At 41.4% G+C, this 22,656-nt stretch carries 21 protein-coding genes; 14 read left to right on the top strand and 7 right to left on the bottom strand.

Features of this window, described 5'->3' with window-relative positions:
* The first annotated feature begins 148 nt into the window (after window positions 1–148).
* The 3 genes from RRG12_RS09395 to RRG12_RS09385 all read left to right on the top strand — a co-directional run bounded on the left by RRG12_RS09395 (window position 149) and on the right by RRG12_RS09385 (window position 5,254).
* The gene (locus tag RRG12_RS09395) at window positions 149–1,540 is read left to right on the top strand and encodes an NB-ARC domain-containing protein (RefSeq protein ID WP_420759065.1); all 1,392 of its coding nucleotides are present in this window, start codon (window positions 149–151) and stop codon (window positions 1,538–1,540) included.
* Window positions 1,541–1,561: 21 nt separating this feature from the next.
* Window positions 1,562–2,497 (top strand): tetratricopeptide repeat protein, encoded by a 936-nt coding sequence (locus tag RRG12_RS09390; RefSeq protein ID WP_420759064.1) that lies wholly within the window; start codon window positions 1,562–1,564, stop codon window positions 2,495–2,497.
* A 168-nt stretch (window positions 2,498–2,665) separates the two neighbouring features.
* Window positions 2,666–5,254, top strand: a complete 2,589-nt coding sequence (locus RRG12_RS09385; protein ID WP_420759063.1) for a DEAD/DEAH box helicase — start codon at window positions 2,666–2,668, stop codon at window positions 5,252–5,254.
* Window positions 5,255–5,309: 55 nt separating this feature from the next.
* Here RRG12_RS09385 and RRG12_RS09380 read toward each other — a convergent pair whose 3' ends face one another.
* From RRG12_RS09380 to RRG12_RS09370, 3 genes are read right to left on the bottom strand one after another with little or no spacing between them, the layout of a single operon-like run.
* Window positions 5,310–5,657, bottom strand: coding sequence for a hypothetical protein (locus RRG12_RS09380; protein ID WP_322683996.1), 348 nt, complete (start codon window positions 5,655–5,657; stop codon window positions 5,310–5,312).
* 6 nt (window positions 5,658–5,663) lie between these two features.
* Entirely contained in the window at window positions 5,664–6,026 is a 363-nt protein-coding gene (locus RRG12_RS09375) for a hypothetical protein (RefSeq protein WP_420759062.1), read from the bottom strand.
* Window positions 6,023–6,349 (bottom strand): DUF5674 family protein, encoded by a 327-nt coding sequence (locus tag RRG12_RS09370; RefSeq protein WP_084177611.1) that lies wholly within the window; start codon window positions 6,347–6,349, stop codon window positions 6,023–6,025. The genes RRG12_RS09375 and RRG12_RS09370 overlap by 4 nt, the downstream gene beginning before the upstream one ends.
* Window positions 6,350–6,587: 238 nt before the next feature.
* Between RRG12_RS09370 and RRG12_RS09365 the strand changes: the two genes are divergently transcribed.
* The 7 genes from RRG12_RS09365 to RRG12_RS09335 all read left to right on the top strand — a co-directional run bounded on the left by RRG12_RS09365 (window position 6,588) and on the right by RRG12_RS09335 (window position 13,209).
* Window positions 6,588–7,244: a hypothetical protein gene (locus RRG12_RS09365; protein ID WP_323229706.1), complete on the top strand. Its 657-nt coding sequence runs from the start codon at window positions 6,588–6,590 to the stop codon at window positions 7,242–7,244.
* Between the two features lie 48 nt (window positions 7,245–7,292).
* Window positions 7,293–8,147 (top strand): hypothetical protein, encoded by an 855-nt coding sequence (locus RRG12_RS09360; protein WP_420759061.1) that lies wholly within the window; start codon window positions 7,293–7,295, stop codon window positions 8,145–8,147.
* Window positions 8,144–8,803 (top strand): type I restriction endonuclease subunit M, encoded by a 660-nt coding sequence (locus RRG12_RS09355; protein ID WP_420759060.1) that lies wholly within the window; start codon window positions 8,144–8,146, stop codon window positions 8,801–8,803. The genes RRG12_RS09360 and RRG12_RS09355 overlap by 4 nt, the downstream gene beginning before the upstream one ends.
* A 454-nt stretch (window positions 8,804–9,257) precedes the next feature.
* Entirely contained in the window at window positions 9,258–10,688 is a 1,431-nt protein-coding gene (locus RRG12_RS09350) for a hypothetical protein (RefSeq protein WP_420759083.1), read from the top strand.
* Between the two features lie 136 nt (window positions 10,689–10,824).
* Window positions 10,825–11,583 carry a hypothetical protein gene (locus RRG12_RS09345; protein ID WP_420759059.1) on the top strand — a complete coding sequence of 253 codons (759 nt, stop codon included), beginning with the start codon at window positions 10,825–10,827 and terminating at the stop codon, window positions 11,581–11,583.
* Window positions 11,584–11,735: 152 nt separating this feature from the next.
* Window positions 11,736–12,920, top strand: a complete 1,185-nt coding sequence (locus tag RRG12_RS09340; RefSeq protein WP_420759058.1) for an ARPP-2 domain-containing protein — start codon at window positions 11,736–11,738, stop codon at window positions 12,918–12,920.
* A gap of 130 nt (window positions 12,921–13,050) precedes the next feature.
* On the top strand, window positions 13,051–13,209 hold the full coding sequence (locus RRG12_RS09335; RefSeq protein ID WP_420759057.1) for a hypothetical protein: 159 nt from the start codon (window positions 13,051–13,053) through the stop codon (window positions 13,207–13,209).
* Window positions 13,210–13,223: 14 nt separating this feature from the next.
* Here the strand turns inward: RRG12_RS09335 and RRG12_RS09330 are convergent, their stop codons facing one another.
* Window positions 13,224–15,089 (bottom strand): type IV secretory system conjugative DNA transfer family protein, encoded by a 1,866-nt coding sequence (locus tag RRG12_RS09330; protein ID WP_420759056.1) that lies wholly within the window; start codon window positions 15,087–15,089, stop codon window positions 13,224–13,226.
* Window positions 15,090–15,460: 371 nt separating this feature from the next.
* On the opposite strand from RRG12_RS09330, the gene RRG12_RS09325 reads away from it, so the two are divergent.
* Window positions 15,461–15,940: a Mov34/MPN/PAD-1 family protein gene (locus tag RRG12_RS09325; RefSeq protein WP_420759055.1), complete on the top strand. Its 480-nt coding sequence runs from the start codon at window positions 15,461–15,463 to the stop codon at window positions 15,938–15,940.
* Window positions 15,941–16,083: 143 nt separating this feature from the next.
* Complete coding sequence (locus RRG12_RS09320) at window positions 16,084–17,190, top strand: DUF5895 domain-containing protein (RefSeq protein ID WP_420759054.1); 1,107 nt, start codon at window positions 16,084–16,086, stop codon at window positions 17,188–17,190.
* A gap of 50 nt (window positions 17,191–17,240) precedes the next feature.
* Here the strand turns inward: RRG12_RS09320 and RRG12_RS09315 are convergent, their stop codons facing one another.
* Entirely contained in the window at window positions 17,241–18,137 is an 897-nt protein-coding gene (locus RRG12_RS09315) for a LysR family transcriptional regulator (RefSeq protein ID WP_420759053.1), read from the bottom strand.
* 145 nt (window positions 18,138–18,282) lie between these two features.
* On the opposite strand from RRG12_RS09315, the gene RRG12_RS09310 reads away from it, so the two are divergent.
* The gene (locus tag RRG12_RS09310) at window positions 18,283–19,164 is read left to right on the top strand and encodes an oxidoreductase (RefSeq protein WP_420759052.1); all 882 of its coding nucleotides are present in this window, start codon (window positions 18,283–18,285) and stop codon (window positions 19,162–19,164) included.
* 354 nt (window positions 19,165–19,518) lie between these two features.
* The gene (locus tag RRG12_RS09305; RefSeq protein WP_322650435.1) at window positions 19,519–19,902 is read left to right on the top strand and encodes a nuclear transport factor 2 family protein; all 384 of its coding nucleotides are present in this window, start codon (window positions 19,519–19,521) and stop codon (window positions 19,900–19,902) included.
* Between the two features lie 49 nt (window positions 19,903–19,951).
* Here RRG12_RS09305 and RRG12_RS09300 read toward each other — a convergent pair whose 3' ends face one another.
* Together RRG12_RS09300 and RRG12_RS09295 are read right to left on the bottom strand one after the other, a co-directional pair.
* Window positions 19,952–20,680 carry a hypothetical protein gene (locus RRG12_RS09300; protein WP_420759051.1) on the bottom strand — a complete coding sequence of 243 codons (729 nt, stop codon included), beginning with the start codon at window positions 20,678–20,680 and terminating at the stop codon, window positions 19,952–19,954.
* 3 nt (window positions 20,681–20,683) lie between these two features.
* Window positions 20,684–22,651: a M23 family peptidase gene (locus tag RRG12_RS09295; protein ID WP_420759050.1), complete on the bottom strand. Its 1,968-nt coding sequence runs from the start codon at window positions 22,649–22,651 to the stop codon at window positions 20,684–20,686.
* Window positions 22,652–22,656 lie beyond the last annotated feature (5 nt).

Below are 22,656 nucleotides of genomic sequence, written 5' to 3'. Positions count from 1 at the left end.
GGGATTACTGAGATATGTAGAAACTGTGTATGTCTTGATGCTGAAAGGTTAAAGATTTATGTATGACTTGTTACTGACTTAGGCGTTACTGATTTAGGATAGCGAAAATAAGTCTTGTCTATGTATCTATATATATTGAGTATTAAATATGTCAGGTAAGTCTCTTTGGGTTCATCCGAATTTGATTAATCATATCGAAGCTGCATATACACGAAGTGAATATACATCCCAAAAGGATTTAGCTACAGATTTAGGTATTAGCAGAGATACAGTTTCCAAATTTTTCAATGCTAAGCGAATTAGCCGCTTAATATTTATAGAAATTTGCAAACGTTTAGACCTAGAATGGCAAGATGTAGCTGATTTAAACAATGCAGATTGTTCAGATATATTGCAAGAGACTGTAGAACTAAAGTCGGAAGAAAATATCTCATCTCATATCCCTAATTCTGAAGCTATAGAAAGTGAAGCAGCAACTATTAGCGAAAATAAACCACGTGGATTGTATATTCCGAATACTCGCTGTCGGTACTTATGGGGGCGGGATGAGCTAGTCAACCAAGTTTTGTCTCGCTTGTATAACCCGCAAGAACTATCTATTCTTTCTCTTAGTGGTAGTGCAGGTTATGGAAAAACAGAGGTTGCTACACAAATTGCTAAAACAGCCCTGAAAGATAATATTTTTGCAGATGTTCTGTGGGTAACAGCTAGACAAACAGAATTAGTGGACGGTCGTATTAGCGAACAAAATCAGTATGAAGTGCTAAATTGGAATAGGTTTCTTCATGAAATAGCTGGTCAACTAAGGTGTCCAGTAGAAGGAATTCGTCAACGTCTCAAAGAAGAAAAATTACTTATTATATTGGACAACGCTGAAACAGCAGATTTAGAAAGTATTCTTTCACAACTTAACCAGATACTTAATCCTAGTCGGGCGCTTTTAACCAGTCGTGTAAAAACCAAGCCACCCTATGTAGGGCTGGTTCCAATTAAAGGACTAGACCCAACATCGTCCTGTGAATTATTGAAGGATGAGGCAGAATATAATAATATGCCTGTATTACTACAAGCAAGTGATGTACAACTTGAGAGAGTACATGAACTTTCCTGCGGCGCTCCCTTAGCACTGCATTTTGTGGTCAGTAGTATTTTAAATTACAATGCAATTGAGCCAGTCCTAGCTGGGTTAGAACAAGCTCAGGGAGAAGTAGAACAGTTCTATAAGTTTACTTTAGAGACAGCATGGCAACGTATCAACAAAGTATCACAAGATGTGCTGCGTTATATGGGTCAGAATGATGCAGGTGTTACTCAAGCAGAGTTATCTATTTTTCGAGGATTATCGGATTTGCAGTTAAATACAGCACTATCTGAATTGAGACGTTGGTATTTAGTGGAAGACACAACAGATAAAAAGAGCAATCTGAGATATGATTTGCATCCTTGGATTAGAAGCTGTGTACGTAATGGTTTGGTTGATAATTGGCAACCATCGCTTCAAGACTTAGAACAAATTGCTAAATCAAAGTTTGATATATAAAATCAATAGGGTAGCTAAAGTATGACTATAGTAGATTTAACAATTATTGAAGAAAGAGCAAATCTATTTAGTTTTTTACAGCAATGTCAAAAGATGTGTTTGCCATTAAATAGTCAGAGCGAGCGAGCATTTAACTTGTTATATCAATCTTGGGAAAAAACTAGTGGTAAATTGTTTTTCTTGTGCTACTGGAATGACTATTTTCGTTGTGGAAACATTGTGCTTAGAGTTGCTAAATCCCTAGATTATGTTCATAAAGAAGCTCAGTTATTAAGTGAAATCGGTTGGATCTGTATGGAATGGGAAGATTTTATAACTTCCCAGCAATATTTTAATGAATCATTAACTAAATATCAGTTTGTTAATGATATTAAAGGAGAATGTCGCTTATTACGATATTTAGGAGTGTTATCATATCGACAAAATTTACTAGATTTTGCTCTAAATTATTACAATCAAGCTTGGAGTATTTTAGAATCCAATCATCAAAAATATGAGAATGATGATAAATGGGATTTTCAACAAGCTGAATTAGCTAATGTTATTGGATGTCTTCATTTAGAGTTAAGAAATTTTGAGGAAAGTTATCACCAACTCGATCTATCTATAAAAAATTACTATGTTTTACTAGAAAAATATCCTGAATTAAGAGATAGAAATTATTATTATTTAGCTAACCCGTTATTAAATTTGGGTAAATGGCACTTTTTGCAACAGGATTATGAACAAGCAAGAAGATTTTATAAAGAAAGTCTTAAACTTAGTAAGGAGATTAACCGTACTGATTCAATGGCTGATGTATTGATATTAATGGCTGAACTAGCTGAGATAGAAGGTAACAAAGATGAAGCTATAGAATTAGCTAGTGAAGCAGAAGTTGTAGCTGGTATTGAAATACTATCTGTACGCGATCGCGCTGCTCGTCTTCGTGAGCGATTAGAAGCCCAAAAAAGCTAAAAATCAACTCACACTTACTGACGAATAACACCAAATGGACGATAAATCGATTCCTCAAAAATTTTAGACACCTCAGTTCTAAGTTATAAATTCTGAGTTTACTTCTGTCAACTTAATATCACTCCCCCAATGGGGGATTTTTTAGGGCAATGAGCGAAAAATCCCGCTATGAACACGCCCAATTATAGTCTATTACTACAAAGCTTTTGGACACCACCTCGTACACCCATTACAGAAAATTCCAACTCAAATAACCATCCTACTGAACCAACAGATATTGCTGAATTTCTAGGTGAAGATTTACTCTGGCAACAGACTATTCCTGCCAAAGAACCTAATCTGAAGAATATCCCTAATGACCTACCAAATAAATTAATTAAAGCACTTCACTCATTAGGAATCACCCAACTTTACTCTCACCAACTTCAAGCCTTACAAGCAATTAGACAAGGTAAAAGTTTAATCCTCACCTCTCCCACAGCCAGTGGCAAAACTCTCAGCACATACCCCGCCATTGTGGAAGGTTGCATAAATGAAGAACACCGAGCATTAGCATTTTATGGACTGCGAGCATTAGCACTAGACCAGTTCCATAAAATCTCTCAACTACTCTCAAGTATGCCAACACAATCCAGACCTATATTGGCAATGATCACTGGAGATGTAAAATCAGAAAAACGAGAACAAATCCTCAAGAGTGAACCGCATATATTAGGTGTCACACCAGAATTAATCCACTTTCAACTCAAGCAAGCCTGGAAATCCGCGCATTGGGCAAACTTTTATCAGCGATTACGCTATGTACTGATTGACGAAGCTCACACCCTCTCAGGGAGTTATGGCGCAAATATGTCCTGGCTGATTCGTCGCATTAAACTAGCAGTAGATCATTACGGTGGTGACTCCAAGAAACTGCAATTTATCTTCCTGAGTGCCACTTGTGGTAATCCTAAACAACTGGCTCTGAAAATCTCTGGTTTGAAACCAACTAAACTCAACCCCAAACCCCTGATTTGGATTCGCAAAAGTGGAGCCGCTTCACCATCTAGACAAATCATTATCACTCAGCCCAGTTACAATCTAACTGGTGATACCGCTCGGATAATTCAATTTTTACTCAATCAAGGTAAATCAGGTATCGCCTTTTGTAACTCCCGTCGCAGCGTGCGGGAACTAACAGAATTACTCAAATCAAACCAAGTAGCCGCCTTCTACAGTGGCATAACTTCTGAGCGTCGGGCAGAAGTAGTTGACCAACTCCAGTCTGGCACAATCAAGTGGATTATTGCCACAGAAGCATTAGAAGCTGGAATTGACCTACCAGAATTAGAATGTTGCATTTTGCGTGGCTGGCCTGGTTCCAAAATGGCATACCAGCAACGCAGTGGCCGCGCCGGACGTTCTCAGTCTGGACTGACAGTGCTGCTTCCCAATGCTCTCAATCCCATAGACTGCTATGTAGCAGAACATCCAGAAATGCTGGTATCGCCAGAAGCTGAGGAAGTGTTCTTTAACGACGAATATCCCATCTTTGCTGCTAAACATTTGATGTGTGCAGCAGCAGAAACTGGTATTCCTACTAATAAAATCAAGCACTACTTTGGCACAGCAGCTTATGAGGTAGCAAAACTCCTGTTAGCCCAAGGGCATCTAAATAAAGGTCGTAATGGACTGTGGGCAAAGGGTTATCCCCATAAAGATGTTAACTTTCGGGGTGGCTTATCCCAAACTACTATCAAGCTAGTAGATGCAGAATCTGGCGAAGAACTAGAGGAAATCTCAGAAGATATTGCTCACCGGGAAGTCCATCCCCAAGCCATCTACAAACGACAAGATGCCAATGGACGAATGCTGACTTATCAGTGCATCTCCCTTGACTTGAACAGCAAGCAAGCAATTTTAAAACAGACAGCAGATAGCTCACTGTTTACAGTTGCAGTTACGGAATCAGAAACCAGTAGCCTAACAGTGCTGACAGATCCGGTAAAGTTACCATTGCTGTTTTCTCAAGTCAGTGAAGTTAATGACTGTCAGGAATACTTAACCCTAGAACTTAGTTTTGGTGAGGTTAAGCACATTACCAGTGGTTACAGTTTAATGACCCAAATCTATGAGCAGACTTGTTTGAACAAGCGGTGTCTTAACTACAAGGAATCGCTACCTAAAAAACATCGTTGTCCACTTTGTAGCAAACTCACACGCAAAGCTGTAATTGTGAAAACCCTGTCAGAAGAAAAGTTTGAGCAGCCTTTCCGTACTCATTTTTCAGCACCAATGGTCAAAGTAGCAGTTAACTCAAATGCGCGGGAATACCTCCAGCACAATGCCTTGGAAACTAGAACCAATTTAACCCGCAGTGGAGAACCGATTCCACCAGGCTATCAACAGTTGTGGGAATATTCCAGTCCCTTGATTGCTATCCATAGCTTTGGGCATCAAATTATGAGAGCGTTACAGCTGGTGGCTAGAGTTGACCCAAAACAGGTGAATTTTACAGTAGTGAAGGAGTTAGGGGAAAATAACAATTACACAGGCTATTTCTATGATACCAGTGATGGTGGTAATGGTGCGGCTGAAGCTGTGTTTAAACATCTGCCAAAACTTGCTAGTGCTGCTAGAGCGATCGCACGAGATTGTAATTGTGATACTGGCTGTGCCAAGTGCCTAATTCAACATGGTTGCCCTGATGGTAACACTGCTTTATTGAAGCAAATGGGATTATTGTTGTTAGATGCGATCGCTACACCTGATGTTTAACACTCTCCTGACTGTAAAACTGAGTGCTTGCGTTAGTTTCGCAGTCAAGAGAGTGTCAATGTCCCAGATACTCAATCACTGCCTCCAAGTCTGCAATCGCCCGATTAAATCGATTGAGCATTGCTTCTGCTACTTCTGGTTGGGCGTTGACAGTCGGTAGTTTTTCCCTTACCACACCTTTGAGCGCTTCTAGCCACAGCGACAAATTTGTATGTCGAACTGCTGTCAACAATCCCATGTTGGTGAGAACAGACAAATGAAACCCAAGTTGGTCTTGTCCACCATAACCCAAATATCCGTTACTCAGTTCTAGTTTTTCTGGAGTAAACTCAAAATACTGGTCAGAGGTAATACCAGATCCTTCGAGTTTGGGTTGTGGTAATGGAGGTTGGGATTGAGTCATTATCAATTAGGATTGTTGTACAGCAGGTAATTTTGACATTTGCAAAACACTGTCTGACCAAGTGCCAAGCTCTTGAATAATCTGGTTTTTAGCTTCTGTGTTATTCCAGGCTTGTTCCCAGTTAAACAGCCAGCGTGTGAGAAACCTTCCTAAGTTTGCTAACTCAAAAGCATTGTCAATATCTATATCTGGGGCTATCCACTCAATAAAATACATAGTCTCTCTAATCAGGCTTTTGACCACATCCTCATGCGTAGAGTCACTGAAAATTTGACTTATCCGTGCTAAATTAGTTACCAATTTTCCCAATCTAACAGAGATACTATCTTGCACAAAGGTTTCTTGCTCATAAGTTAAGCCACTATTCATCCCAGAAACTCCATAATAATTGCGGCAACCTGTTCTCTAATCTTAACGTCCATAATTTCCATTGAACGATTCTGTCGGGGACGGAGATTAACCATAGACTCATAGATTATCTGTTGTGTATCAGGTCTAAAACTAGCAGCCCAAATATCACTCTGCTTACTACCATCTTCTAGCAACGCCTGTTCACAGTAAAAGTGCATTTCACCTCCCCCAGCCAGAATCCGATGTTCAATATCTACCGCTACCTTAATATAAAACTTTAACTCTTGTAGCATCTGCTCAATTTGCCCCGGTGTAGCACGAACTCTAATAATCTCAATCAAAAAACTTACTCCTATTAAACATACGCTTGCCCTGGCTATCTTGCCTAATTACATCAGCCTTCAACTATCAACATTAAAACCCAATTGGTGCGTAGCTTTGTAACTAAATTTTCTACTTCCTGCAACTGGACTTCCTGCAACCGGCAATACGCTGTATATCTGTATTGAAGCATAATTAATCGAAGTAATTAATTTGCAGCTTACCGCTGCATGGGAGAGATGTTATATTCTCCCAACCATGCCAGTAATTAATCTTGCCGATATTCAACAAATTACTAAAACACAACAACAAGTCCTATTCCCCAGTCAAAAATATCATCCAAATCGCTCTGCCTTTGACTCTATAGTTGCAGATAACTTCTCTTTGGTGATGAGACAACTATTTTTAGGACTGACTGTAGAACCTTTATTAAATGCCTATCCTCAAATTGCTCAGTGGGTTGATCAAATACAGGAACTTGCACCGGAAATTTTTCAATCTCGGAAAAAGTTATTAGTCGATAATCCAGTTATTGCACCTCTTGCAATTAATGACGATAACTACTTTATTCAAGTATTAACAAATATAGCATTTAAACAAGGTATTCCCAGACTTTATGAATGGGCTATACGCCATCCACATTTAAGCTGGCAAGACCGGGTAAAGTTGTGGACTACGGCTAGACAATACTCAGTTAATCCTAACCAAATACAACTCGTAATTTTAGCATTAAATCCTGTTAAACCAGCCCAAAGATTAAATGTACGCTGGAATAAAAAGGATCAGATGCAGACTGAAAAATGGTTAATTAAACTACTGACTCAATCTCCAGATAACAAATCACAATCAAACATAGTCATTCCTGAGTTATCGTCAATGGTCAATTTAGAAGCTATTCCAGAAGTCAAGATTTAAGAGGCTAATGCCTCTGCCATTAGCAAATGTTTATTAAAGATAACACCAATGGTACTCAAATCAACTTTTGAGCATAGATGGCTATTATCAAAACTACTGAAATTAGATGATGAATATCAAGGTAGGTGGGAGCAATGGCGATGCACAATGGAAACTGGAGAACTACCTAAAAAAATACCACAAACTGAGTTTTTAGACTTAGGACATCCTCAAGTTTTACAGATGCTCTCAAGCTGTCTGCAATCTATTCCTAAAGGTGGATGCGGCAGTCCTTCAAGATTTATTCCCTATTTCACTGATTGGTTACTTTATGCTCTAGGGCATCCCAGCGTTGCTAAATTGCCTCATGAGCCAGAGGGATGTAACGGTGCGAGTAATCGTCTTATTCAAGAACTGGAACTGAAGCTTTTGATTTCTTGTCCCTTCGATTACTTCGGTCATTTGTTGGCTGCTAATCGTTACGGACAATCAAGGGCTAAATTCTATCCTACTCCTACTTGGACGACCAGGACAATGGCTATTGCAGCAGTTGAAAGTTCTGCTGCAATAGCACCATTTCATATATATGAACCAGCACTTGGTACAGGACGATTAGCATTGGAAATGTCCAATTATGCCATCAGTTTGACAGGCTGGGAGTGGGATTCATTACTAATGAAAATAGCAAGTTTAAACTTCATGCTTTATGCTCCCTACTTGGCATTGCCTATTCCTTGTTTGGGTGGAGATTTAATTATCGGAAACACCCTGACTGGCAAGGGTATTTCTTTTATCCGACCAAATTTAAAGTATGAAGCTCCCGCATCAGCACCTAAACCTAAGCTAAATAATAGTTTGCTGATTAATGGTATCAAATATGAAAATACTAAAGCAGAAAATATGTTGCAAGGAAGTTTATTTTGATAAAAATTAAAATTACTGAGTGGCAACAACTATTTCAAAATTGTGTCAGGAATCCTCCTCTGCCAATTTCCTTGCCTACTGTAGCACTTGCCAATCCTCCCTATTGCAAAATTAATCTCGCTTCCGATTCAGAACTAGCCCGATTTGAGATGGCTTATAAATGGATACAACACGGAGATGGAAGCTACGTTATTACATCCAAATTGAAAATCCAAGCAGAACAAGAGTGTTTATTTGTAGAACAGTGTTTAAATCAATTGCAACCTGGTGAAATAGTCTGTATCTTGGTATCTAATGGAATTCTGTCTTCATCTAACCAAGCACACTTTCGCCAATGGCTATTAAAAGACATGGCTTTGCTAATTGCTTCCATTCAGTTACCTACAGAAAACTTTCAGGTAGAATGTGGATTAGGAATTATCACCAGCTTTTTAATTCTTCAGCGCAAAGGTGGAGATTTACCAGTACCAAAAGACTACTCAATCTTTATGGCAGTTGCGGATAAAATTGGTTTTGATAGTCGAGGTCGTCGTCTGTTTCGTCCAATTACAAATGGGCAACAAACCCAAGAAATTGATAGTGATTTACCTCTGATTCTAGAAGAGTTCAAAAAGTTTATCAAAGAGGTATGGCAAAATAATAATGTTGAAAAATAGCACTTGCTGTCTATTAGCGCCGTCAAAGTTACCTATGCAAGTTGTATACAGCGCTTCCGGCTATTATGCAATACAGTTTTTCTCTTTGCCCTCTCCTATCAAAGCTTTCAGATATGGAGATGTACCTCATAGCTGCCGTAAGTGCTGTATGGGGAAAATCAGGACGTATCTCATGAATTTGCAGACTTACTTTAACAACTATAGGATTCCTATTTAATTTTTGAAAAACTGAGAAAATAGAAGCCTTGCGTCATAGAGGTTAGAGCCTCAGTATACTTAGTAAGATTTAAGTCAGATTCCTATAGCTATTTTCTAATCTAGAACTTAAAATAGTCGTTAATACTGTTTGCGGGACTTTGGTGCGACTTCCGAACCTAGCCTGTAACGCTATCCTAGCTTGTCGTGTCGTCATTCCCCGAACAGTACCCCCTTCAAAAAAGCCACTATGCCAACAATGGACATTAATCGGGCGAACCAGCATCAGCAAGTGGCAAGGGAAGATTTAGTCATGTTTATTAATGCCTGCCTTTCCTGCACAGGACAGCGTGAGTTCTACGGTGATGGTTACGGGCAGCGCGTATCTATTGACTTTTTGCACGACTATATTTTAGGTAATTACCGTTTACTCTATACCCGGACATTGGCAGCAGGAATTAACCACTTCAACCAAGCGCAGATTATCCTCAAATTACTAGCAACAGGAAAACATACACCCCCTGAACATCGACAAGAAGAAGGTGCATTAATTGCCGCAGCATTAACAGCCTTACCACCACAACGAGGTTGGGAAGTATTGCAACAGTTGCGGAAAAGAAGTATCAATAATCGTCGTAGCAGAGCGATCGCTCGTGATTATCTCCAGCAAAAACGTGACATCAACTTTGATGCTGTCAAGTATCGCTCCAAATTTCGAGCGATCGCTTCCCATGCTCACCTCACCCTACCAGGCGAATTAGGTAATTTTCTCTTTGGTAAATGGAAACAGCAAGTTTACCAAACAGAGCTATTCGAGACATTTCGCCAAGCACACTATAGCGCTCAAGCAGTTTATCAACTACCTTTTACAGTTGCCGAAGGTTTAGCAGCAAAACACGGAATTAAACGAGAGGTCTTTTTATCCCGTATTCAAGAACAAATGACTTTGAATGAAAAATTGCGCTTTCAAGGTTCAGCCAACCGCACAGAAGTAGCAATCGACATTAATTTAGGTCGTCTCCCTCTAACTCGTTTGGCGCTGTATATCCTCTCTTTGCCATTGGATACTCGCAAACAGCAGTGGGATATCTTAAACCAAGCATTAGAGAAATCTGCTGCCTTCACATTAAGAAAATCACCCTTAAAACTAGGACGAGTAGCCGCAGTTTTAGATTGCAGCTACTCCAGTTCCGGTTCAGCCGAAAAACATCGTCGTCCTTTAGGGGTAGCTTTAGCTACTCATTACTTACTAAAAGCAGCATCCCAGGAATACCAAGCTTTTTGGACAGCATCAACCAGCGATCCACTGCTGATTCTAGCTCGTGGACAAACAGACCTAGCGACTCCCCTACTGGATGCTTTGGACTGGGGCGCAGATTTAGTAGTACTTGTAACCGATGGTTGGGAAAACGATCCCCCCAGTGGAGCATCGGAAATTCTACGTGTATATCGTAATCGTTTAGATCCGAAACAAAAAACTTCCATTATTCATTGCAACCCTGTTTACAACGCCGATGACTTTTCTTTACACCCCCTTAGTCCCGCAATTCCCACAGTAGGATTACGAGATGCAGAAGATTTACCTACAATGTTGGGCTTTGCCCGGTTTGCTGAAGGTTCTGCATCTTTAGCTGAATTAGAATCATATTTAGCAGAGCGAGTCAAGCAAATGTTAGGGTGTAGAGTATAGAGTTTGCAACAATTAAATTGATTTATTTTCAATAGCTTAAATAAAATACCGTCGCCCAAAAAATTTATTCTCTGTAAAGTTTATCCCACAATTATCGGAACATAAAATAGTTAGATTACTTAAATTTAGATTCCTTATGAAACCACTACATTATTTAATATTTCATCCTGACTACGCAAGAAAAAAAACTGAAGTCCAAGCTAAGGTTTTGATGGATGATAAACTTACAGATTGGCAAGGTAATGTTTGGGTGGATGAACCGTGCGGAAACGAAGACCCATTCGTATTTTCAGAAAGCTGGCTTTATTCATACTGTCATGCTACTCAATTAAGAAGAAAACCTATATCAAAATCTTCTCATGTCACAGCAGGATCATATATTTTTTTCTGTAGTGGAGATGCTGCCAATAAAAATACTATTCAGCTAGATACAGTTTTTGTTGTAGATCATAGTGCTAAGTGGCCGGATAACCAGCAAGGAATACCTGAAGAGTTCCAACAGGATTATAAAAACAATAAATCTGAGCAATGGGAGAGACATTTTAAGTACTCTTTTCTTGGTCAACATACTGGAAAATATACCTATGTGAGTAGGCAATGGTTTGATAGCAAAGATGAGTATTCTTTTTTGCCAATTTCTCAGAATGGCGATAGAGTAGAGTTTAATTTAGGATTACTTACATCAAATATTCAATTGAAGATAAAAGACAAAGTAAATGGGAAATATCCAGTAACATTAAGCGAGGAACAAAAAACAGAATTACTAAAAATAGCATTATCTCTAGCGAGTATTAAAGTAATCGGGAATCTGAAGCGGCAGGATAACAATATCAAAACAATAAATCCTGGTAATATAAGCTGTGGATCAAAGTTAGTAAAGTTCGGAAAGTGTTAGGTTTAGTATAGCTACACTCACTACAATATCACTATCAAAATCAAATTGTAGATATTAAAGACAAAAAACTGGATTCAGGACAACATAAGAGAAACTGATATTGCTCAAGATACAGTATTGCTTAAAGTTAATAAAAATAGACCCACCATCCTATGGCATCCAAAAGCAATCTCTTAGCAGACATATCACTTAAAGGACTAGAAATTGCTCCTTCTCAAATACGGGGAGCAGTGCGGATTGTGCCATTATTGCGCCATCAAGTACGTAACGACTTGCGCTTGCTGCGTCGTAGCTACGATGAAGATTTAGCAGTTGTTTCCTTAGCAGGAGAAATGACAGCAGCAGGAATGAAATATTTTTCCTATGTTCCTCACGGACTCGTGTTGTCTTGGACTAATGACGGCAGTCCTGTGGGGGCTTTTGGGGGACAGCTTTTTCAAAGAGATGGTAAACAGCTAAACTATGGTTGTGCCAGTGTCCGGTTGATGCACCGGATGGTGAAGCGGGAATCTAGTAATCAACTGAGATTTTTGCCACTCCACTTGGCAATGGAAGGCTTTTTATCTATGTTTTTCTCTGGCCCTGATATTGCCTGGAGTGAATATTCTAAGTATGCCCTTTCTCATGGGTTGGGTAGCCGAATGGAAAGCTCTTTTAGTGGACGTTACATTGCTGGACTTGAAGATGCTTTGCGGGTATTTGAAATTCACTCTCGACAGGTTGGGGTATTAGTATTTGTTGCCGAAGCATTAGCATCAGCTTTTGTAGTACCGACACCAGAGGACTATCGACTTTTGCACAATAGCTTATTAGAAGATTTCTATGGTGAGTTATTGTACCAATACGCTTTACTGCACGATACTACTTTTCCAATGAGTGTATCTTTAGATGAGTCAAAAATTAATGATTTAACAGCTTTGAGAGCAGCAGTACAAAATATGCGTTCAGATTGGGCATCGTTTCAGGGTTTCATGGCCGAGGGACTGTTAGGACGCAAGTTAATTTCCCAAAAAGTCTATACTGCTGGTTCGTTCATGTTACAACGATTTATTACTGACCTCAACCCCAACGAAGAAAATCATATTGGGGAAGCGATTATTCGAGAAAATGGTGAATTGGAGTATTTGAAAACTTATCGCTTATCAGGTATGCAGACTCGCCGAGTTTATTTGCTGAGTCAGTTAGCAGAGCATAATTGGAATTTGGATGCTACAGCTAGTAAATTAGGCAATACACGAGAGGAATTTGTGCTGCGTTTAGAAAAGGTGGGTTTTGGTTATTTGCTCAATGCAGAAGTACGACAAGCAGCATTGAAAAAAGTTAAGGGTAAAAGGTGATATTGTCTTGCTAAGATTCAGCATTAATTTGTAAAATTTTGATTTCAATATATTCGCCAATTTCCGAAAAAATAAGCTATCCTGCGTATAACTTGCACTTTTTAGGCTCTGCAACATTGGTAACTCTTTAATGCTCTATAAAATTACAGCCGCGACACCTTATAACACTGAGTTAAACGGGGGTGAATACAACCTAAACAAGCGAAAAAAGACTGCCCAAATCCAGCAGCGAACACTGAGGATTCTACACCGCGATCAACAAGATATTCAACAATATTTCACTTTTTAAAAGCTACCAGCCTCTTATCCTTGCAATCCGGGTGTTTGATAAACTCGTGTTGGGAAATTTTCTAAAACATCAGTTTCACTGCTACTAGACTCATGTGCAGGTGCTACATCTTCCTCTGGTAATGGCAACATCCGCGCTGCTGACTCAATCCGTTCATGTAATGCTTGTGTTAGCGTTTTAATATCAGGAATTGTCACCTGACTTGACAAAGCAGGTTTAACTTGTGTATCCCAAAGAGACTCACTATCATGCGCCCGTTTTTCATCGGCTTTGGACACAGGAATAATTAAAGGATAAGGAATAGAAGCTTGTCCCTCGGAACTATAACCAGGACTGGTAATTACGCACTTGCCTTGAGGAAATTTCAAAATTTCGTCAGCACTGATTACAGGCATTTTTTGCAAATTCTCACTCCAGCTAATTGAACGGCTCATTTGTCCGCCAAGCGATCGCCCTGTGGTACGATTTTTAATCAGCACTTCCTTCTCACCATAGCGTTTGGAGTAATCTTCAGCCGTTTTGTAGTTACCAGGATTGAACAAAACATGAGTACTACAAGCAGAAGCGATCGCACTCCCCATTTTATCCCCATAAATATCGTAAAGTTGCTCTAAACTTTGGATACCTAGAATAAAGCAGGCACCGTTGGAACGATATTCATTAATCCACTGTGGTAATCTGTCCAGCTTAATTGATGGTAATTCATCCAAAGAAATAATCAATGGATCTTTGCGGGGACGGCTCAAATTACCAACAATCATCAAGTGCATTGCCGCTGCCAGCAGAGGCCCAACCACACTACGACGTTCATCATCTAGCTTGAACACCACCATTTCTCTACCTTCAAGCTTAGTGGGAATATCCGATTTCCCTATAAATGCCCTCAGCAAATCAGCTTGAATGAAAGATGAGAAAGTACCTGCTGCTGTGGTCAAAATCCCCGAAATAGTCTTCTCTGCATCCTTGGCACTCAAAAATTGAATAAATGAAGTCGCCACCCATTCATCCAACCTTTTTGACTGTACCGCATGGTCAAGACGCTGTACAAGTTTTGGCAACCGCAGCACCGCATAAAGCATCGCCATATCTGGGTAAGGAGAACCCTTAACTAACTGCAAAAGTGCTTTAGCTAACAAGTCCCCGGCTTTAGCAAAGAACTCATCACTTTTACCACCACTGGAAGCATTGCGGTTAATCACTTGTCCAATTTCTCCTGCCATTACCCCATCGCGTGCATCACGCATATAATCCAAAGGATTAATAACACCGCTAAAGGGTTCACCGGGGGCAAATACTCGTACTTTGTAACCATAACGTGCAGCTAGGGGTGCATGGAGTCGTAGTTGGTCGCCCTTCTTGTCGTAGAGTAAAATCGGAAAACCTTGCTGCATCGCACTTTCTAACATCCGGTCTATGGTAGAGTAGGTTTTACCAGACCCAGGCGCACCTATTACCAGTGTTCCCCTTTCGGCATTGGGAAACCAAACACTAGGAGATGCACCTAACATTGTTTGCAGATTAGTAATTAGCGATCGCCATTTACCTTTTACCCAATAGCGAGGAGTTCCAGACCACAGGGTAACTTTATTGTGTTTGCACTCCTTGATTTGCTTGAGTGCTAGGTTAGTTGCTGCTAGTTTCTCGCTGATACCGGAGACTTTACCAGTGGTGATTTTTCCTTTACCAGTACCACTGATTTGCAACAACAGTAAAACGAAGAGCATTCCACCTACCATCATCCAACCTTGGGGATTGTTATACTGCTGAAACAACTTGCCAAAGTCAATGCTAGCCAGAGGTATTTGAAAGGATGAGACTTCAATTAATGTTGAGTTAGCAGTGATCTGGTTGTCTGGTAGATTCTTGTGGTAAAGGTTCATAGCCGTTAAGTATGGATTTAACAGAAATTTTACCTGCCAAGTTAAAGCTAGGGGATTGACCTTTTGGACATTTTTTTAGAGAGGGAAGAGAAGCTTTTTAAAGATTTTTTATCCTGAGTTTGAATAAAGAGGATAAAGTTTGATATGTTAGTTGAACTCAACTAACTAATTGTTAGAGCAGATCATCAGTTGTTGATTAAAGATATCTCCTGTCCGGCATACAAACGTATTTTGGCAGAATTGGGAGACAATCAATCGCAGTTATAGGATAGGTTACAGTCAAGGGGTGCTGTAAATAATGGCTCCATTACCAGAGCATGAAGTAGCTAAAGTTATTACTGTTCAGACTAAATATCTCTATTAGCGTAACTATGTCTAATCCACCAAATCTGATATATATATCTTCTTCAGTGCTACACCAAATAGACCAGGCTATCCCGATAGATAATAATATTGAATATGGAGGTGCATTACTTGGATCGGAAGAAGAAACAATTATTGACAGCTTTATATTAGATAAACATGCTGGAACGGATCATAATACTTACACTCCCTCACCGGAGTTATATGCAGGAATTCGAGATGCGGAATTCAAAGGTATTATTCACTCACATCCTCAAGGTTCATCACGTCTTTCTAATACAGATGAATCTAGTATGGAAGAATGGCTGAGGCAGAACCGCCATATGAGCTATTTGATTGCCATCATCATTACCAAATATGATTCTTGGTCGCAGTTACAAGACCACGAACTGCTATTGAGTGAAGAAAAAAAGATTTCCTGCTACATCTTCTATTTTTACGGAAACGGAGTAAGGTCAAAAACTATTAGTGTGCAAGAATCAATATGAATATTTGATGTTTATATATTATTAGAGTATTTCAATAAAAAAATCATCCATAGACACAAACCATTTTTTTTAGTTTGTAAAGCGATCAACTAAGTTTTGAGGCTAACGCCTCATGCGTTGGGCAATCATATTTATGTACTCCAATGGTTAAATCTAGGGTTTCAAACAACTCTAATCGCTCCAATCAATCTACTGCCAAAACTGCTGCTTCTAATCCCAAAGCTAATACCAAAGCTCAAGCAGCTAAATCTAAAGCTTCTAACACTCAATTGTCAGACCTTGATATTGACGATATTGACCCAGAACTTCTCAGCGACAGTTATAACCAAGTTAGACGACCCTTACTACCCTACGGCATTGTCGTTAATGACAAACCTGCCGGACTTCTAATTCCAGAAGACCAGCTAGAAAAGGCTGGCTGGCTTGATATGCCTGATGAAAACGACCTAACTATTGTCACCCTAACTGAAGATGTTACTGGACTGTTAATTACTCAAGCACGTTTACTAGTTTTAGCTTTTGTGCCAGAGTATATCCGTTATAAATCAGATGTTGAAGACTTGGGTGGTTCTTTTGTTGGGCTTTATGATGAATACAAACATAACCTTGACAAGAAAACAATGGATGTGTGTTCAGAACATGCACTGGTGTTTCTGGATGAGGATAATCAACCCCTGCATACTACTCCTGTCGTTGTCCGCTTTAAGAATGTAGCTCTCTGGAGTTTTAAGTCGGTGCGTGAGGAGTTTTACCGTTCTTTGGAGAAAACCTTTGCTGACTATTTCCAAGTGCCATTTAGCGGCAAAAACGATAGGTGGCGTAGCTTAGGTGTGCTGTCAGTCGAGTTCAAAGCTGTCAAAGAGGGCGAAGGTAAGAATAAACACGACTGTTGTAAGACTGTAGATTACACCAAACCCACCGTTGAAAATCTGTCTCAATTTTATTTGGGTCAGCCCACAGCTAAAGCCCTAATTTGGCAACAACATGATGCGATCGCTGGTTTTAATGAACCTCAATCCCTACCTGCTTTGCCAGGAGAATCGGTATCTGTAGACGTGGAAGTATTGCCACCAAATAAGAATAGGAACAAAACTCAAAGCGTTCGTAAATCCAAACCAGCGACCAAGCCACCTCGCAAAATTCAACTTATTGACGATGACGACTTCCTCGATGAAACCGACGATTTGGAAGCTGAGTTAGACGATGATGATTTTGAGGAGGAAGACGATGAACTAGATGATGAGGAATAGTCCAATGGGCGCATCTATGAATTGGGGGAGTACAAGCGTTTTGATAAGCCTCAACAGCATTGCTTAAATCGTGTAACGGCTCTTGATTGCGCTAGAAATTGGTGTAGCACGGGCGAGGTGTTTGCACTTCGCCAAACAATTGCTAACTTGACATAGAGCGTTTGGTCTTCGAGCGGTTTGTAGACGACCCCTGCTCGTTGCAAATTCTGGAGTGAAGCTGGGACAAGCGCAACTCCTAATTCTGCTGCCACTAAGCTGACAATGGTTTGCATCTGAATTGCTTCCTGAGTTACTTGGGGAATAAATCCTGCTTGTTGACACAAACGGATAATCTGGTCGTAAAAGCCGCTTCCTAGATGACGTGGAGATAAAATGAAGGACTCCTCGGCGAGGGATGCTAATGACAGTTGTGTTTGCGTCGCAAGTGGGTGTGCTTCTGGCAATACAGCGACGAACGATTCTTGTAAAACCGTTTCCACGCTGAGTTCGTCATCGTTGATGGGCGGACAAATAAAGCCAAGCTGAATGCGATCGTCATGCAGTGCTTCAATTTGCTCGCTCGTGGTCATTTCATGCAGCATCAAACGGACATCAGGAAACTGACGGCGAAATGACCGCACGGCAGCAGGCAGCAGGCTACACGTGGCAGATCCAACAAATCCAATCGCTAAACGACCCACTTCACCTCGACTTGCACGTTGGGCTACCTCAATCGCTTGCTCAGATTGCACTAGAATTTGTCGTGCCTGCTGTAAGAAGGCAAGTCCTGCTTCAGTAAGTCGGACTGTTCGCTTTGTCCGATACAGCAACTCGACACCGAGTTCTTGTTCGAGTTGACGGATTTGTTGACTGAGTGGCGGTTGAGCGATTTGTAGTCGTTGCGCGGCGCGACCAAAATGAAGTTCCTCAGCTACAGTCACGAAGTAACGCAAGTGTCGAAGTTCCATTGTCAATTAATACGTTTTAAGTCTTAGTCTAAGACAAAAATCATATTGGACATATTTATTCAGGCTGCTTAATGTGGAAAGTAAGTTACAGAATTGCAGTTGCGCCGATCCTCGCATCTCATCGTTTTTGTATTGGAGAAAACAAATGACAAGAGACAAAAATCGTGTCGCTCCTAAAGTTTGGTTGATTACAGGATGTTCAACAGGGTTCGGACGGGCCCTAGCAGAAGCGGTGTTGAAGAAGGGCGACGAAGTGCTAGCTACTGCTCGCCAACCAGAGCAACTTCGCGCTTTGATTGAACACTATCCAGAAACCGCAAAGGCTGTACGTTTGGATGTAACATCGTCTCAAGACATACAAGCAGCAGTTGATACCGCCATCGCTACATTTGGTCGAATTGATGTGCTGGTCAACAATGCTGGACATGGACTCATTGCCGCACTCGAAGAAGTCAGTGATGTTGATATTCACCGATTTTTTGAAACCAACTTCTTTGGGGCGCTCCGTCTGATGCGAACGGTCTTGCCTGTGATGCGTCAGCAAGGCAGCGGTCACATTGTCAATATGTCATCCACAGCAGGATTAGTGGGATTTGGTGGAAGCAGCCTCTACTGTGGCGCTAAATTTGCTCTGGAAGGTACGTCTGAAGCCCTGGCTAAAGAAGTGGAATCCTTCGGAATTAAAGTCACTTTAATTGAACCTGGGGCGTTTCGCACGGACTTCAACGGACGCTCTCTGGCAGCAGCAGAACTTTCCATTGATGCCTATGCGACCGTGAGCGGTGCTTCATTGCAGTGGTTCAAACAGATGGATGGTAAGCAACCTGGCAATCCACTTAAAGCGGCGCAAGCCATCATTCAAGCTGTGGAAAGTCCTCATCCACCGATGCGACTGGCATTAGGCACCGATGCCATGAGCCTGATTCAGGAAAAACTGTCAGGGGTCAAAACGGATTTGGATGCTTGGCGGCAGGTGACTGTAAGTACGGATTATGTAGATAGTAACAGTGAGGTAATAGTTGGGTAGCTAATACCAGTTCTCTTTGAAGGCGCACAGAATCGTAGCGACTGTCTTAAAAGTCAAGCGATCGTTAACAAAACCCAACGAGTGTTGGATTTCACGCCGTTCAAGCCAACGGTTCGGAAGGTAGATAGAGCCAGTCCACCCTCTACCCTTTAGCCTCTACCCTGTAGGATGTTATGCAGAAACTTTCGACCTATACACCCAAATGAGCGTATTATGCGGAAAGATTCGGCTTAAACAGCGGCTTTGGAGTATTATACAGAAACTTTCTGTCTATCCGCCCACTGCGGATCTTAGGCGGAAACTTTCTGTCAATCAATTGTTAGTCCCTACTGCGTATCCTTCACCACACCGCTTATGCCAGATCAACCGGCACTCCTAATCGAACTGTTCCGCGCGGCCTACGCGGCCTTTAACGCGCGGGACATTGACGCCGCCCTCGCCCTCATGACTCCGGACGTGGACTGGCCGAAAGCATTCAAAGGCGGTTCTGCCCTTGGCCATGAAGGAGTCCGCGCTTACTGGACGGAGCAATGGAGCGAGATCAACCCGCACGTGGAGCCGGTGACTTTTCACCCGGAGGAGGCCGGGCGTATCTTGGTCGAAGTGCATCAGGTCGTGCGCGACCTGGCTGGAGCCGTTCTTGCCGATGAGCACGTCGGTCATCGTTTCACCATTGCACAAGGCTTGATTCAAGCCATGGAAGTCTGTCCGCTTCCATCGTCCGGCCACACAGCCTAACACGGCGCTCGAGCGAACGCTTCAAGGCGGCCACCCCGCTTTCGAGTTATCAACTTTGGGAATTTTTACGACTTGTGAAAAGCTGACTATCAGCAAGTTGATAGCCAGTGCCATTGAAACAAAAATTCAATTGGCGTAGCTGCTCTTGCTCGGTTTGCAGTACTTTAATGCACGGTAATGCCTGACCTCGGTTCTCTCCCACTGACAACAAATGCTTACCTGGTGGCAGATTGGGATTCAAGTAACTCAAGAATACCTGAGTAATTGGTTTGTCCTTTCTGAGCCAGTAACCAGTATACAGACATCCCAAAGCACCACAGACATCAGGTGTATTCAAGTTGAAAACTGCGAACCTGCCGTCTTTCCCTTCCACACTCCAAGCCAGTATATTTTTAGCAGATGCTTTGGTATTCAACTCTGTATTTTCTACAATCACCTGTTCAATTACTGAAGCAGGCACAACATTAGCAGCTTTGTTCCAAGTAACAGTTGCCGCATTTAAGCTACAACCCCCTAAGCTCATGAGAATCGACAGCAACAAAAAGATGCCCAAACCAATGCGAAACCAATGAACCCAGTAGCGTACCCTCATAGAAGGTGCTGGTAATTGATATGCAGTTGTCTTCAGTGGTTGAGACTGAGTAGGGGAGGCGGAGTCAGAATAAACTCCCTTTCCTTCCCCTGTTTGCCCAAAGTGTATTTTTGAATGCAACTCAGTATCCAGTATTTCTTTTATCTCATGGGGTGAAGTAATAGAAGTTTTAGATAAATCTGTCATACTCTACCTCCCATTTTCAGTATTTTTAGCAGTGCTGATGTAGCTAGAATTTACATTAGGAGAACAGGTCAGCGTTCCATTATCGCTATTACTGTTGCGATAACTAGCTAAAGCGGTTTTGCCGTAATCTTTGAGACTGAGGCGACCGAGGGCATCTGAGCCATTTCCATCAACTTTGCTGTAATCACCACCAAAATGCTTTTGAGCCACTCGTTCAATTAGGCGTTCGCCCGTAAATGGCTGTCCTGTAGCCGGATCGATTTGCTCTTGTGTCACTTGAATTTTGTTAGCCATATCAGCCATAAATGCCCTATCTTGGTCAGCTGGAGGAAAAAACTCAAATAGTTCAGCCTCTGTTGCTTGATGCCCTTGCTCCACTTGACTCAGAAACTCTTGACCTCCAGGCTTGGCAGCAATTAACTGCACTGCATAGGGGTTATAACTCATGAACTGGTAGCGACCGAGAGCGCGACCACAATTTAAACCCCCATCCGCACAGGTATGTATGCCAACTGCTTTGTAATCCTCGCTACCAGCACTCTCAATTTCCGCGATCGCATTTGAGAGCGATCGCAAATCAATACCGGACAATGATTGATCTGTTATCGATTGACTAGCACTACTAAAGGTGCATGGATTAATCTTCTCTCTTACTCCGGTACGGTTGGTAGTGCTAGCTTTAGGCTCTCTTGTAGCTCCAGTTGGTAAAGATGCAGTATTTGTCCTCTGTTCACTCAAATTGCCTACAAATATCAGGGAGTTAACCTTGTAGCTGAAAAAAGGAACAGGCCCGATAAAATAAGGTGTACAACCCATTCGCCAAGCACAGAACCGAAAGAACAACGCCGTATCTACCGTATCAGTAGTTTCATCCGGCTCCATTATCACCACCTTAAAAGCTTTACCAAACGGTAGCCTTCCTGTTGGTTCCCGACCGTTATTCACTGCTTTCAGGATACCCCGCCCGCCCTCGACTTCTTGGTATTTACCAGAAATCCACTGCTTTCCTTCTAACTTACTGCGATCGCTACGACCTGCATTTTCCAAATCATCCAATTCTAAGTAAGCGCAGTCTTTTACAGTACAAGGCACAGAAAATCCTTGCACATCTGAACCAGAAATCGTATTGTTACGGCGGTTTTCTGCTGGCCCATGAACTACATCAATCCGCATTACTAAGCTACCAATTTCAGTGATGGGATTAGGCATTAATCCTAAAGGTACTTGTCCCAAACCAGGAATATCCGAAACATTGCTATTCATCCAACCTGTAAATTGTTGTAGCTGTACTGCATCTAAGTTAGGAATTGAAGAGATAGAAAACTCTGACAAGTCGATTTCTCCCAGCTTCATTTGCCCAACTTCATACTGTGTTAGTACCTGAGCTAGTGTTAAATTAGATGCAGCAATTCCCTTTGATTTTAGTAAGGTTGCAACAGGTGTAATATTGTTTACTCGTGTATTAGCTAATTCTGGAACAACCTGAGCTAAATGGCTCAATGTCTGCTCCCCAATCAGGGGAAATTCACTCAAGGCAATTTGGTTTAAATCTATACTGTTAATGCCTGTGTTCGCCTCTGGTACTGTGCCCAGAGCGATCGCCTGGATCGCCTGCAAAGAAAACTCCTCTGCCTGCAATGCTTCACTGATATCTCCTAACTTCAAATATTGGTCAGGAGTCATACCCACATTCCAAGTGCGACTCAGGTCATAACCCAGTGTTTGACTGTAGGGACTGCCATCAATTGCACCGGATTGACTGATACCTGGTAGCTGGGCCAGAGAAATGCGGCTCCAGTCTGGCAGCAAAACTTTAGTAGCAGGTAGTCGAGACTGAGGATTTGCAACTTCTACAATTCGAGTCGGTAAATTGCCATCACCAAATGTGTTGATTGTAGCTTGTGTAGCGATACTATAAATAATACAAGCAATGACAATCAGAAGAGATATCCATGCTTTTGGTATCTTCATAATCC

It is taken from the genome of Nostoc sp. CALU 546 (assembly GCF_048836525.1).
The sequence above is the reverse complement of the archived record's forward strand: the minus strand, read 5'-3'. Positions and strand labels throughout refer to the sequence as shown.